Source organism: Mesorhizobium ciceri biovar biserrulae WSM1271 (genome assembly GCF_000185905.1).
GTDB classification, from domain to species: Bacteria; Pseudomonadota; Alphaproteobacteria; order Rhizobiales; family Rhizobiaceae; genus Mesorhizobium; species Mesorhizobium ciceri.
Map to the genome: position 1 here is coordinate 4,628,023 of NC_014923.1, position 13,201 is coordinate 4,641,223.

A 13,201-nucleotide genomic window follows, 5' to 3' on the forward strand; every position below is an offset into this window, starting at 1 on the left:
ATCCGCGCCAAAGGTAGAGCGATTCGAAGGAGTGTTTCCAAGGCTCGATGACGCAGCATCCGACCCAGTCGCCGCAGTTCTTCCTGACCGCGCCGTCGCCGTGCCCCTATCTCGACGGCCAGTTCGAGCGCAAGGTGTTCACGCACCTGGTTGGCGACAAGGCGGCGGAGATGAACGACCTGTTGACGCAAGGCGGCTTCCGGCGCTCGCAGAACATCGCCTACAGGCCGGCCTGCGAGACCTGCCGCGCCTGTGTTTCGGTACGCATCCTCGCCCAGGAATTCGTCGCCAGCCGCAACATGAAGCGCGTGCTGCAGCACAATTCCGATCTCGTCGGCTACATGCACAATGCCGAGCCCTCGACCGAACAATATTCCCTGTTCCGCAGCTACCTCGATGCCCGCCACCGCCGTGGCGGCATGTCCGACATGACGGTGCTCGACTATGCGATGATGGTCGAGGATACCCATGTCGACACCAAGGTGATCGAATATCGGCGGCGTGGACCCGACACCTTCATCACCGGCAAGGGACAGGGCGAGCTGATCGCGGTGGCGCTCACCGACAAGATGGCTGACGGCCTGTCGATGGTCTATTCCTACTTCAATCCCGATTTCGAGGAACGGTCGCTCGGCACGTTCATGATCCTCGACCACATCGCCCGCGCCAGGGCGATGGGCCTGCCCCATGTCTATCTCGGCTACTGGGTCAACGGCTCGCGCAAGATGAATTATAAGATGCGCTTCATGCCGCAGGAGCATCTCGGCCCCAAGGGCTGGGAACGCTACACCAACGAAGCGGTTTCACGCTGAGCTTTTCCAAGATCCGCCTTTAAACTGTTTCAAGGCAGGGGATGCTGGTCTTTCAGCCGGTTGGCTGGAGAGAGTGCGCCATTGCACCGGCCGGCCGCCAGCCTGCATTTCATTGCGAAAGTTCCTGCATGTCCTCTCATCACGATCACCAGAAAGGTCTTTTGATAACCGCCATCGGCGGGCTCACGCTGACTGTCGACATACCGTTGATCCGCCTCGCCGACGGTGGCGCATGGACGATCATGCTGCTGCGCACCGGCACAACTTTCGTCGCGGCCATGGTCATCTGGTCGGTCTGGCGGGCACTCAGCCGAAACGCCCCGCCGCTGATCCCCGGCTGGTCCGGCCTGATCGTGGCGACGTGCTACGGGCTGACCGGGATCACCTTCGTCACCGCCGTCTACCACACCTCGACCGCCGACCTGGTGTTCATCCTGGCCTTCAACACCGTCTTTGCGGGCTTGCTGTCGTGGATATTCTTGCGGGAAAGGCCACGGCTGGTGACCATCGCGGCGATGGCGATCATGATCCTCGGCGTGCTGGTCATCGTCGGCGGCTCGGTCGGCACCGGCAAGCTGTTCGGCGATTTCATGGCGCTGTGCTCGGCCTTCTTCATCGCGGTGGCCATCACCATCTCGCGCGCCAGCGGCAAGGACATGGGATTCACCTCGCTCGTCGGCGTCCTTCTGCCGCTCGCGCTGGCGGTCTTCATGGTGTCAGGCGAAGGCTTTCATGTGAACGCGCCATGGTGGATCGTCTTCAACGGCGCCATCATCATGCCGATCTCGTTCTTCTGCCTTGCCGCCGGGCCGAAATACATTTCAGGACCGGAAGTGGCGATGTTCTACCTGCTCGAAACGGTGCTGGCGCCGGTCTGGGTGTGGATGATCTTTGCCGAGGCACCGACCCGCAACAGCCTGATCGGTGGCGGGATCCTGATCGTCACGCTGACTGCGCATTCGCTGTGGCAACTGCATGAGGGCCGCAAGCGCCGAGCGACGCTCGCCGTCGCTCACCCGGCCTAGAGAGTGGACGGCAGTCGTTCCAGACCTGCAGCGCACGCAAGCGCAATCAACGCGTTGCCGTATCTGAAAAAGGCTCTGCGATTATCTGGTATTCGTCCTCGTAAACAACATATCCCAGACGGGAACTCTTCATGACCTCGACATGATGCCCATGCCGCCCAAGGAGCGCCGCGAGGTCATAAGCCCTTGCCAAATGGTCCGTTGCCGTTGGCTTGAACCAGCTTAATCCTTGGGTCGTCTGTTTCCGGTAAAAACCTTTCGATCTTGAGAGGTTGAAACGTGGCGGTACCGCAAGGTTCTGTCGAAACCAGGCGAGACTATCTTCCAGCCGATCTAACGTGTGTTGATCGATATCAGGTTGGCCTCGCAATTCGTAGGCAGCGCCAAAAAAACCTTCGCGCGCCTGCATTCCCTCAATAATTCTTGGCAGAACAAATCGCAAAAACATGCGTAGACCGACGTAAGGTGAGTCGCGCTTGGATCCCGAAGATCATGCCCGGGCCTTTTTCTCGGCGACAATTTCGATCTGCGGCGGGCTGCCTTCGATCTCGGCGACGCCATCGGGAACGACGTCTTCCGCCATTTCCACCTCGCGCAGCCATTCGCGCCAGATAGCCACCAGCAGGGCCATCAGCACCGGGCCGATGAACAGGCCGAGAAACCCCATGGTCTTGACGCCGCCGATGAGGCCGAAAAAGGTCGGCAGGAAAGGCAGCTTGATCGGTCCGCCGACGAGCTTCGGGCGCAAGGTCTTGTCGACGATGAACAGCTCGACCGCCCCCCACAGGAACAGCGCCAGGCCGGCCATCGGCGAGCCGCTGGCGGCGAGGTAGATCGAGACCAGCGTGAAGGACAGCGGTGCGCCGCCGGGGATCAGCGCCATGACGCCGGTCAGGGCGCCAAGCGTGACCGGCGACGGCACGCCGGCCAGCCAGTAGGCGATGCCCAGCACCAGCCCTTCGCCGATGGCGATAACGGTCATGCCGGTCACGGTCGAGGAGATCGTCGCCGGCACGACGCGCGAAATCCGCTCCCATCTGGTCGGCAGGATGCGCTCGCCGAGACGGTCGACCTGGCCGGCAAAGTGCTCGCCGTCGCGATAGGCGAAGAACAGCGCGATCATCATGAACAGCAGCGTCAACAGCAGGCCGAAAGCACTGCCGCCTGCGGCCAGCACGCCGCGATAGATGCTGCCGATGTTGGCGCCGCTGACCAGCTGGATCAATTCACCAATGCCGCCGGGATGGCCGAAATTGGTGGTCCACTGTTCGTTCAGCCACTCGCCCACGACAGGCATGGTGGCGATCCAGTGTGGCGTGACGGCGCCGTGGCGGTTGGTCTCGATCGCCCAGGCGACCCATTCGCGGACCTCGTTGATCGCATAGGTGCCGGCGAGCGCGATCGGGATCACCAGGAAGGCGAGGATGAACAGGATGGCGAAGGTCGCGGCGATGGTGCGGTTGCCGCCGACCGCGACAAGCAGGCGGCGGTAGAGCGGCCAGCTGGCGAAAGCGATGACGAGCGCCGCCAGCACCGGAAACAGGAAGCCGTGGAAGAAATAGACGCCGGCGGCAACGATCAGCACCAGCAGCCAGCGTGCCGCCGACAGCGGCGGGATGACGGCTGCCCTGAGCGGCGTCGACAGGCCGAAGAGGCGCTGCTGCCGTTCCGGTTTCTGGATTCTTGCTTCCTTCAAACGCCTGGCTCTCCCAAACACCCCTCCTGTCTATGCACTGATATAGTGCAGCAATCGTGACGATAGTCCAAATGAGATGGTGAAGCTGCCAATCTCCACCCTCGTGGGGAGATGCCCGGCAGGACAGAGGGGCGTGAAGGATCGCGGCCTTGGATTTGGACCGTGAGCCGCAAACCGGCACAATCGAGTATCTGTGAACTCGACCGTCGGCGGGACAGCGCCCCCTCTCCCTGCCGGGCATCTCCCCCACGAGGGGGGAGATCGGCAGCTTCACTCGCTACCCAAATTTCCCCGTCCTCGGGAATCCCTTCGGCACCATGCGTCCGGCCGAGGCACGGGCGCCGATCCATTCAGCCAGTTCCTCGCGCGACCTTGTGAAGGTGCGGTCGGCTGAATCCTGCCAGGAGAGGCCGCTCTCCAGCGTGAACGGCTTGAGGTCGAGAAGGCCGCCATCCTTGTATTTCTGCAGGCGCACGCCCTTGCCGCGGCCCATCTCCGGAATCTCTGCGAGCGCGAACACCAGCATTTTGCGATTCTCGCCGACGATGGCGAGATGGTCGCCGGTGACCGGGATGCAGCGCTTGGCTTCGTCCGGCGCCTTGACGTTCATCACCTGCTTGCCCTTGCGGGTGTTGGCAACGACTTCCTCCTCCGGCACGATAAAACCGTTGGCGTCGTGCGAGGCCAGCAGCAGCTTGCGTTTCGCGTCATGAACGAAGGCGGTAACGATGTCCTGGTCATTGTCCATATCGACGATGATGCGGATCGGCTCGCCATGGCCGCGCCCGCCAGGCAGCCGGTCGGCGCCGATGGTGTAGAACTTGCCCCCGGTGGTGAAGACCAGCACCTTGTCGGTGGTCTGCGCATGGAAGGCGAGCTTGAGGCTGTCGCCCTCTTTGAAGGTCAGCGTCGAGAGATCGGCCAGATGCCCCTTCATCGCCCGCAGCCAGCCCTTTTCCGAGACGACGACGGTGACCGGCTCGCGCTCGATCATGGCATGGGCGATGTCGGTCAGATCATGCTCGGGCGCGTCGGCGAACTGGGTGCGGCGCTTGCCGAGCTCGGTCTCCGGACCGAACTTGTCGCGGATGTTGGTGACTTCCCACTTGATCGTCGCCCACTGCTTCTCGTTTGAAGCAAGCAGTGCCTCGATCTGCTTTTTCTCCGCGCTCAGCCCGTCGAATTCCTTGCGGATCTCGAATTCTTCAAGCTTGCGCAGAGCGCGCAGCCGCATGTTGAGGATGGCTTCGGCCTGGGTGTCGGTGAGCGACCAGCGGGCCATCATGACCTGCTTTGGCTCATCCTCCTCGCGGATGATCCTGATCACCTCGTCGATGTTGAGGTAGGCGATCAGGTAGCCGGCAAGTATCTCCAACCGTCTTTCGATTTCGCCGAGGCGATGTTTCGAGCGGCGGACCAAAACGTCGCGGCGGTGCTCGAGCCATTCCTGCAGCACGCCCTTCAGCGACAGCACGTTGGGCACCTTGCCGCGCGACAGCACATTCATGTTGAGCGGGAAGCGGCTTTCGAGCTCGGTCAGCTTGAACAGCGATTCCATCAGGATGCCGGGGTCGACCGAACGGCTCTTCGGCACCAGCACGACGCGGACGTCCTCCGCGCTTTCGTCCCTGATGTCCTCGAGCAGCGGCAGCTTGCGCGCCATCAGCAGCTCGGCGATCTTCTCGATCAGCCGCGCCTTCTGCACGCCGTACGGGATTTCGGTGACAACGATGCTCCAGGTGCCCCTGCCCTGGTCCTCCTGGAACCACTTCGAGCGCACGCGAAAGCCACCGCGACCGGTTTCGTAGGCTTCGAGGATCGAGGCGCGGCTGTCGACGATGATGCCGCCGGTCGGGAAATCCGGCCCCTGGACAAAGTCCATCAGCTTCGCCACCGGCGCGTCCCGGTTTTCGATCAGGTGAAGTGCGGCATCGCAAAGCTCGGCGGCGTTGTGGGGCGGGATCGATGTCGCCATGCCCACCGCAATGCCGGACGAGCCGTTGGCCAGCAGGTTCGGAAAGGCGCCGGGCAAAACCACCGGCTCCTCGTCTTCTTCATTGTAGGTCGGCCGATAATCGACGGCATCCTCGGTGATGCCGGACAAAAGTTCGGTCGCCACATCGGTCATGCGCGCTTCGGTGTAGCGCATGGCGGCGGCGTTATCGCCGTCGATATTGCCGAAATTGCCCTGCCCGTCGACCAGGGGATAGCGCATCGAGAAATCCTGCGCCAACCGCACCAGCGCGTCATAGATCGACTGGTCGCCATGCGGGTGGAACTTGCCCATCACCTCGCCGACGATGCGGGCGCATTTGGCAAAGCCCTGATCCGGATTGAGCCGCAGCAGGCGCATGGCGTGCATGATGCGGCGATGGACCGGCTTCAGTCCGTCGCGCACATCGGGCAGCGCCCGGTGCATGATGGTCGACAGCGCATAGGCAAGATAGCGCTCTTCCAGCGCCTTCTTCAGATCGACCGGCTCGATATGATCGCCACCGCCATTTTCAGGCGGCAAAAGCCTTTTTCCCATGGGCTCGGACTAGCCGAGCGGGTGATTCGCGGCAAGAGCCCGACGGAGATACCGGCCTTTCTGCAACATGAAACCATACCCAGCGGATGTCGGCCAACATCAGCCTGTTACATGCGGGCTCTATCGCCAAGCGCGACGATATCCGGCTATCGGCTCTTCATGACAAATTCACCGGTTTGCGCAAAGACGGTGGGATCGGGTTTGCCTTTCACCGCGATTTTTGACCAATGTGCCGGGACACGCCTTTTTCCGGTCCAGTTCGTCACGGAATGGTGATGGCGCAAATAATTGAAAAAACAATTTCAGGACACTCTCAGGGACCTTGCGATGACAATCAAACGCTCAATTCTCAAGAAACTGGCTTTTTCGACCTTCTTGCTCACGCTGCCGCTGAATGCGGCCCTCGCACAGGATACGGCAGTGGCCGACCGGCTGAAGGCAGCGCTTGTCGCACAAGGTGTCGACATCACCTGGACCGGGGTGACCGGCGACAACACCAGCATGGTGCTGCAGGGCGTTGCCATCAAACCGGCGGCGGAGAAGGAAGCGCTTCCCATCGGCGACGTCAAACTCGAAGGCGTGACCGAGGCAAATGGCGGCTATGACATCGCCACCGTATCAACGGCTGCCTTCACACACAGCAAGGACGGCGTCACCCTCGACCTCAGCCCCTTCGTCATCCACGACATGACAGTTCCGGCCGACGGCGCCACCGGCCCGCTGGGCTCGCTGATGATGTACAAGTCCGCCGAACTCTCGAACATGACCGTCAAGGTCGCCGACAAGACCGCCTTCTCGATGGACGGGCTTGCCATCGAAATCACGCCGCCGGCGGACGGCAAGGCGATGGAATTCACCGCCACCACGGAAAAATTCAATGCCGACCTGACGCTGGTGGACGATCCCAAGTCCAAGGAAGTCATCAACGCGCTCGGCTACCAGAACATCGCGGGCAATCTCGAAATGGCCGGCACCTGGCAGCCCACGGACGGCAAGATGGAACTGTCGAAATACGACATCTCGGTCGAGAATGCCGGCACGCTCGGCATGACCTTCGATCTCGGCGGCTACACGCTGGACTTCATCAAGTCGCTGCAGGAAATGCAGAAGAAGATGGCGGCACAGCCGGAAGGCGCCGACAATTCGGCGCAAGGCATGGCCATGCTCGGCCTGTTGCAGCAGCTTTCGTTCAACAGCGCCTCGATCCGCTTCGACGACGATTCGCTGACCAACAAGGTTCTGGACTATGTCGGCAAGCAGCAAGGCATGTCCGGCAAGGACATCGCCAACCAGGCCAAGGCGATCGTGCCGTTCGGCATGGCGCAGCTCAACAATCCGGAACTGACTGCGCAGGTTACGGCCGCGGTCAGCAAATTCCTCGACGATCCGAAGAGCCTCGAAATCTCGGCCGAGCCGCCGGCATCCGTGCCGTTCGCGCTGATCATGGCGGGCGCCATGTCCAACCCGCTCGATCTGCCCAAGACGCTCGGTGTCACCGTCAAGGCCAACGAAGACTGATCGAAGCGATCTCGGTATGCGAAAAGCCCGGCAGCGATGCCGGGCTTTTCATTGGGATTAGCGAATCGAAAGAATCGGTTCGGGCGGTTCTTTAAAGCATCGCCCAAAGCGCGCGATCAGGCGTCCTTCCTGGGCACGGCAACGCGCAGCGCCAGGTCGCGAAGCTGCTGAGGGCTCGCTTCCGACGGTGCATTCATCAACAGATCATAGGCCTGCTGGTTCATCGGGAACATGGTGATCTCACGCAGGTTCTTGGCGCCGAGCAGCAGCATGACGACGCGGTCGACACCGGCGGCCATGCCGCCATGCGGCGGTGCGCCATACTGGAAGGCACGATAGAGGCCGCCGAAGCGCTCCTCGACCGTGGCGCGGTCCAGCCCGACCGTCTCGAACGCCTTGACCATGGTTTCGGGCAGATGGTTGCGGATACCGCCTGAGGCGATCTCGAACCCGTTGCAGACCATGTCGTACTGGAACGCCTTGATGCCGAGCAGGTCCTCGCCATTCAGCGCATCGATGCCACCTTGCGGCATCGAGAACGGGTTGTGGGCGAAGTCGATCTTCTTCTCTTCCTCGTTCCACTCGAAGAACGGGAAGTCGACGATCCAGCACAGTTCGAAACGCTCGCGGTCGACAAGGTTCAGCTCCTCGCCGGCACGGGTGCGCGCAGCCCCCGCGAAGGAGACGAACTTCTTCGGGTCGCCGGCAACGAAGAAGGCGGCGTCGCCATCGGCAAGGCCGAGCTGAAGGCGGATCGCCTCGGTGCGCTCCTCGCCGATGTTCTTGGCGAGCGGACCGGCGCCTTCGAGCTTGTCGCCCTCCTTGCGCCAGAAGATATAGCCCAGCCCCGGCTGGCCCTCGCCCTGCGCCCAGGAATTCATGCGGTCGCAGAAGGCGCGGCTGCCGCCGGTCTTGGCGGGAATGCCCCACACTTCGGCCTTCGGGTCGTTGGCCAGGATGTTGGCGAACACCTTGAAGCCGGAATCGCGAAAATGATCGGAGACGGCCTGCATCTCGATCGGGTTGCGCAGGTCCGGCTTGTCGGAGCCGTATTTGCGCATGGCCACATCATAGGGAATGCGCTGGAAGTTCTGCGTCACCGGTTTGCCGTTGGCGAAGGTCTCGAAGACCCCGCGCATGACAGGTTCCATGGTCGACAGCACGTCGTCCTGCTCGACGAAGCTCATTTCAAGGTCGAGCTGGTAGAATTCACCGGGCAGACGGTCGGCGCGCGGGTCCTCGTCGCGGAAGCAGGGTGCGATCTGGAAGTAGCGGTCGAAGCCCGACACCATGATCAGCTGTTTGTACTGCTGCGGCGCCTGCGGCAGCGCGTAGAAGGTGCCGGGATGGATGCGCGACGGCACCAGGAAGTCGCGCGCGCCCTCGGGCGAAGACGCGGTCAGGATCGGCGTCGAGAATTCGGTAAAGCCGACCTCGCCCATGCGCTTGCGCATTTCCGCGATGATTTTGGTACGCGCAATGATGTTCTTGTGCAGCGTCTCGCGGCGCAGATCGAGGAAGCGGTACTTCAGCCTTATATCCTCGGGATAGTCGGGCTCGCCGAACACCGGCAGCGGCAGTTCCTTGGCCGCCGACAGCACCTCGATCTCGCGGGCGAAGATCTCGATCTCGCCGGTCGGCAAATTGGCGTTGGTGGTCTCGGGCAAGCGCGCCTTGACCTCGCCGTCGACGCGGATGACCCACTCGCCGCGCACGGTCTCGGCGACCTTGAAGGCAGGCGAATCCGGATCGGCAACGATCTGGGTCAGGCCATAATTGTCGCGCAGGTCGATGAAGAGCAGGCCGCCATGATCGCGCACGCGATGCACCCAGCCGGACAGACGAACGGTCGAGCCAACGTCGCTCTTCCTCAACTGGGCACAGGTATGGCTGCGGTAACGGTGCATTGTCATTGGTAAAGTCCGGGGTGCTGGGTTGCGGGCCGAGCATCAAGCCCGGCCTCAAAATTTGCGCGAAAAGCGCATGGGAGGCCGGATTTGTCAAGGCAAGCAGGCCTTTGGGGTTCGAGTCTCTGCCGACCTTCATGCATTGCCGCCAGAAGTGTTTCTTGCAACGATGCAGCAATCAAACGATTTGGAGATGCTTTGTGCCAAAACGCACTCCCCCAAAGGGCATCGCGCCACATAATGGTCGCGAGTTGGAACTGATGCTTCGGGGCGACAAGCCAATGGCCTTGTTCGCAGCGGAACCGGGTATGGACACCGAAGATGTTGGTGACGCGCATTTCGGACCGATTGTCGAGGAAGGCCGCATCCTGAAATTTTCCCAGGTTGATTCAAAAACGTCTGTGGAGGAACGCTGCTACTGCCTGCCGACGGAGGAATGGCGCTGCAAGCTCAGCCTGCTGATCGCTCGGATGTGCCGTAGCGAAGCAGCCTTTGATGTCTTCACACCGAACGATCTGGCGAGGCTGGAAGGCACTCTTCTCGGCTACTCAAAGGAGAGTGTTGAAGCGTTTGTTGCACATGCAGCGTCTCTAAAATTTCTGAACCCCAGCACGGATTGAACGGCCTGCCCCCTTCCCGGCCCAGGCCGGATTCGAACTTTGCTTCCAGGAATTGCCGCTGGTATTGGTCAAGGCGATGGTCCAAGAAGGGATCACCGACACGTGATCGCCTCTTCATGTCCTCCATCCGCCCGATGATCCCGCTTCTTCTCGCCGCAGGCATCCTGCTCGGCGGCAATGGGCTGCAGAGCACGCTGATCGCGCTGCGCGGCGCGCAGGAAGGGTTTTCCGCTTCCGACATAGGCCTGATGGGCACCTTCTACTTCGCCGGCTTCCTTCTCGGCTGCCTGGCCATCACTCGCATCATGAAGGCGGTCGGCCATATCAGGGCATTTTCGGCGCTGGCGGCAATCGCCTCGGTCGGCACCTTGCTCCTGGTGCTGGTCATCGATCCGGTGATGTGGTGCGCGGTGCGTCTTGCCGGCGGCTTCTGCTTCGCCGGGCTGTTCACCATCGTCGAAAGCTGGCTGAATTCCGGCGTCAGCAATCACGATCGGGCACGCGTGCTGGCGATCTACCGGATGGTCGACATCGGTTCGGTGACATCAGCCCAGTTCCTGATCCCGGTCTTCGGCGCCGGCGGTTTCGCCATCTTCGCCATCATGTCGATGATGATCACCTTGTCGCTGGTGCCGGTCTCGCTCGGCGACCGTTCCAACCCGACGCCGCCGGAAGAGGTCAAGCTCGACCTGGCGCGCGTCTGGCGGATTTCGCCGCTGGGCTGCTTCGGCTGCATCGCCGTCGGCGTCACCAACAGCGCCTTTCGCACCTTGTCGCCGGTTTATGCCGAGCAGATCGGCATGTCGGTCGCCGATGTCGTCACCTTCGTCAGCGTCGGCATCTTCGGCGGCGCCATCATCCAGTATCCGCTGGGTTACCTTTCCGACCGCTGGGACCGGCGCCGCGTGCTGTTGATCACGACCTGCTGCGCGATGCTTTCGGCGCTGGCGCTGGTGTTCATCGCCGGTAGCAATCCGCTGCTCAACTTCGTCCTCGTCTTCATCTTCGGCTGTTTCGCCATGCCGCTCTATTCGTTGTCGGCGGCCCACTCCAACGATCGCGCCGACACCGGCGAGTTCGTGCTGATCAACGCGGCGCTGATGCTGTTCTATTCCTTCGGCGCGATCGGCGGCCCGTTCGCCGCCTCGACGGCGATGCAATATTTCGGACCGGGCGCCCTGTTTGTATTCAGCGCGGTGGTCTATGCGATCTTCATCGCCGTCATCCTCTACCGCATGCAGGCTCGGTCCGGCGTGCCGGCGGGCAGGCGCGGCCGCTTCATTGCGCTCCTGCGCACTTCGACGGTTTTCGCGCGGCTGGCCAGGAGAAACGGCGATTCCGATGGGCCGGCGGAGCCGTGACCACGGTGCCAAAGCTTGACGAAAGCCCCGGCGGCTGAAATCTAGGAAGACCTTACTCCTGCCAAAAGCGATTTGATGCACGTCATCACCACCCAGAAAGAACTCGAGACCGTTCTCGCCGCTTTCGAAAAGTCGGATTTCGTCACTGTCGACACCGAATTCATTCGAGAAACGACGTTTTGGCCGATCCTGTGCCTGATCCAGATGGCCGCCCCTGGCGTAACGGCACTGATCGATCCGCTGGCTCCCGATATCGACCTGAAGCCGTTCTTCAGGCTGATGGCCAACGAAGCTGTGGTCAAAGTCTTCCACGCCGCGCGGCAGGACATCGAAATCATCGTCCATCTCGGCGATCTGGTTCCGCATCCAGTGTTCGACACGCAAGTGGCGGCAATGGTCTGCGGCTTCGGCGACAGCGTATCCTACGATCAGCTCGTGCAGCGCATCACCGGGGCGCGGCTCGACAAGTCGTCGCGCTTCACCGACTGGCGCCACCGGCCGCTTTCCGACAAGCAGCTCGACTATGCGCTGGCCGACGTCACCCATCTGATCGAGGTCTATCAGCACCTCAGCGCCGAACTGGAGCGGGAAAACCGCGCCCATTGGCTTAACGAGGAAATGGAGGTCCTTACCTCCCGCGAAACCTATGATCCGCATCCCGAGGACGCCTGGAAGCGTCTGAAGATGCGGCTGCGCAAGCCGCAGGAGTTGGCGATCGTGCAAGGCGTTGCGGCGTGGCGCGAGCGCGAGGCGCGCGAACGCGACGTGCCGCGCGGCCGCGTGCTCAAGGACGATGCGATCTACGAGGTGGCGCAACAGGCGCCGCGCGACGCGGCAGCCCTGGGCAAGCTGCGCACGACGCCGAAGGGCTGGGAACGCTCCTCGACGGCGACGGCGCTGCTTGGCGCGGTCAACACCGCCCTTGCCCTGCCCAAGGAGCAGATGCCGAAACTGCCGAAGAGTTTCCAGCCGCCCGAGGGCTCGAGCGCCGCGGCGGAACTGTTGAAGGTGCTGCTGCGGATCGTCGCCGAAAAGGAAGGCGTCGCCTCCAAGGTGCTGGCCTCCAGCGACGACATCGACCGTATCGCCGCCGAGGGCGAGGACGCCGACGTACCGGCCCTGCAGGGCTGGCGGCGCGCGGTTTTCGGCGAGGCCGCGCTCAAGCTGGTGCGCGGCGAGATCGGCATCAAGTTCGACAAGCGCAAGATTGCGGTGTTCGACCTGTAGACGTCCCTCGCGGACTTTCCTTCTCCCCTTGCGGGAGAAGGAAAAGGTGCTCTGCTCAAACCATGCCGAGCAGGTGTAGCGCGAACCAGATCCATCCCAGCAGGAGAATCACCGCACTGACGAAGAACGACCGGCTGCGCAGCAGCAGATTGTTGCTGGTCAGGTGAACCCAGGCGTGGAAATAGCGCGATGCGACGAAAATCCACATCAGCGCCAGGGTCAGATAGTTGACGCCGTTGGTCAGGTGCAGCGTCAGGCACAGTACATAGAACAGCACCGGCAGCTCGAACTGGTTGGTGAGATTGGCGGCAACGGTAACGCTGGAGGCCGGCTCGGTCGAACGCACCTTGAACTGAGCTGGCTTCGCCTCGCCTGACCTGATTGCGCCGTATCTGCGGCGACCCAGGATGCAGTAGACGATGTAGATCAGCAGCACATGCGCCAGAACAGGCCAGAAGATCGTGGTCTGGTTCACGAAGTTTCCCCTACCCGGCTGAGCTTTGCG

11 protein-coding genes are annotated in these 13,201 nt (G+C 62.0%); 6 read left to right on the forward strand and 5 right to left on the reverse strand.

Annotated features, from left to right (window positions below; genetic code table 11):
* Positions 1–47: 47 nt before the first annotated feature.
* Both MESCI_RS22570 and MESCI_RS22575 read left to right on the forward strand, forming a co-directional pair.
* Positions 48–812, forward strand: a complete 765-nt coding sequence (locus MESCI_RS22570) for an arginyltransferase (protein ID WP_013532274.1) — start codon at positions 48–50, stop codon at positions 810–812.
* Positions 813–940: 128 nt separating this feature from the next.
* On the forward strand, positions 941–1,837 hold the full coding sequence (locus MESCI_RS22575; protein WP_013532275.1) for a DMT family transporter: 897 nt from the start codon (positions 941–943) through the stop codon (positions 1,835–1,837).
* A gap of 46 nt (positions 1,838–1,883) precedes the next feature.
* Here the strand turns inward: MESCI_RS22575 and MESCI_RS22580 are convergent, their stop codons facing one another.
* The 3 genes from MESCI_RS22580 to parC form a co-directional block, all read right to left on the reverse strand.
* Positions 1,884–2,285: a hypothetical protein gene (locus MESCI_RS22580; protein ID WP_013532276.1), complete on the reverse strand. Its 402-nt coding sequence runs from the start codon at positions 2,283–2,285 to the stop codon at positions 1,884–1,886.
* A 42-nt stretch (positions 2,286–2,327) separates the two neighbouring features.
* The gene (locus MESCI_RS22585; RefSeq protein ID WP_013532277.1) at positions 2,328–3,533 is read right to left on the reverse strand and encodes an AI-2E family transporter; all 1,206 of its coding nucleotides are present in this window, start codon (positions 3,531–3,533) and stop codon (positions 2,328–2,330) included.
* 277 nt (positions 3,534–3,810) lie between these two features.
* Positions 3,811–6,063 (reverse strand): DNA topoisomerase IV subunit A, encoded by a 2,253-nt coding sequence (parC, locus tag MESCI_RS22590; protein ID WP_013532278.1) that lies wholly within the window; start codon positions 6,061–6,063, stop codon positions 3,811–3,813.
* Positions 6,064–6,390: 327 nt separating this feature from the next.
* On the opposite strand from parC, the gene MESCI_RS22595 reads away from it, so the two are divergent.
* A complete protein-coding gene (locus MESCI_RS22595) occupies positions 6,391–7,581 on the forward strand; it encodes a hypothetical protein (RefSeq protein WP_013532279.1) in 1,191 nt (396 codons plus the stop codon).
* A gap of 116 nt (positions 7,582–7,697) precedes the next feature.
* Here the strand turns inward: MESCI_RS22595 and aspS are convergent, their stop codons facing one another.
* Positions 7,698–9,488 carry an aspartate--tRNA ligase gene (aspS, locus tag MESCI_RS22600; protein ID WP_164920061.1) on the reverse strand — a complete coding sequence of 597 codons (1,791 nt, stop codon included), beginning with the start codon at positions 9,486–9,488 and terminating at the stop codon, positions 7,698–7,700.
* Positions 9,489–9,688: 200 nt separating this feature from the next.
* On the opposite strand from aspS, the gene MESCI_RS22605 reads away from it, so the two are divergent.
* The 3 genes from MESCI_RS22605 to rnd all read left to right on the forward strand — a co-directional run bounded on the left by MESCI_RS22605 (position 9,689) and on the right by rnd (position 12,696).
* Positions 9,689–10,108 (forward strand): hemin receptor, encoded by a 420-nt coding sequence (locus MESCI_RS22605; protein WP_013532281.1) that lies wholly within the window; start codon positions 9,689–9,691, stop codon positions 10,106–10,108.
* A 116-nt stretch (positions 10,109–10,224) separates the two neighbouring features.
* Positions 10,225–11,469 carry an MFS transporter gene (locus MESCI_RS22610; protein ID WP_013532282.1) on the forward strand — a complete coding sequence of 415 codons (1,245 nt, stop codon included), beginning with the start codon at positions 10,225–10,227 and terminating at the stop codon, positions 11,467–11,469.
* A gap of 75 nt (positions 11,470–11,544) precedes the next feature.
* Complete coding sequence (gene rnd, locus MESCI_RS22615) at positions 11,545–12,696, forward strand: ribonuclease D (RefSeq protein ID WP_013532283.1); 1,152 nt, start codon at positions 11,545–11,547, stop codon at positions 12,694–12,696.
* A gap of 55 nt (positions 12,697–12,751) precedes the next feature.
* Here the strand turns inward: rnd and MESCI_RS22620 are convergent, their stop codons facing one another.
* A complete protein-coding gene (locus MESCI_RS22620) occupies positions 12,752–13,171 on the reverse strand; it encodes an MAPEG family protein (protein WP_013532284.1) in 420 nt (139 codons plus the stop codon).
* Positions 13,172–13,201 lie beyond the last annotated feature (30 nt).

Coding starts and splice junctions, on each gene's coding strand:
- MESCI_RS22595 (WP_013532279.1), top strand. CDS start 6,391: ATGACAATCAAACGCTCAATTCTCAAGAAACTGGCTTTTTCGACCTTC.
- parC (WP_013532278.1), bottom strand. CDS start 6,063: ATGGGAAAAAGGCTTTTGCCGCCTGAAAATGGCGGTGGCGATCATATC.
- aspS (WP_164920061.1), bottom strand. CDS start 9,488: ATGCACCGTTACCGCAGCCATACCTGTGCCCAGTTGAGGAAGAGCGAC.
- MESCI_RS22580 (WP_013532276.1), bottom strand. CDS start 2,285: ATGTTTTTGCGATTTGTTCTGCCAAGAATTATTGAGGGAATGCAGGCG.
- rnd (WP_013532283.1), top strand. CDS start 11,545: ATGCACGTCATCACCACCCAGAAAGAACTCGAGACCGTTCTCGCCGCT.
- MESCI_RS22570 (WP_013532274.1), top strand. CDS start 48: ATGACGCAGCATCCGACCCAGTCGCCGCAGTTCTTCCTGACCGCGCCG.
- MESCI_RS22575 (WP_013532275.1), top strand. CDS start 941: ATGTCCTCTCATCACGATCACCAGAAAGGTCTTTTGATAACCGCCATC.
- MESCI_RS22610 (WP_013532282.1), top strand. CDS start 10,225: ATGTCCTCCATCCGCCCGATGATCCCGCTTCTTCTCGCCGCAGGCATC.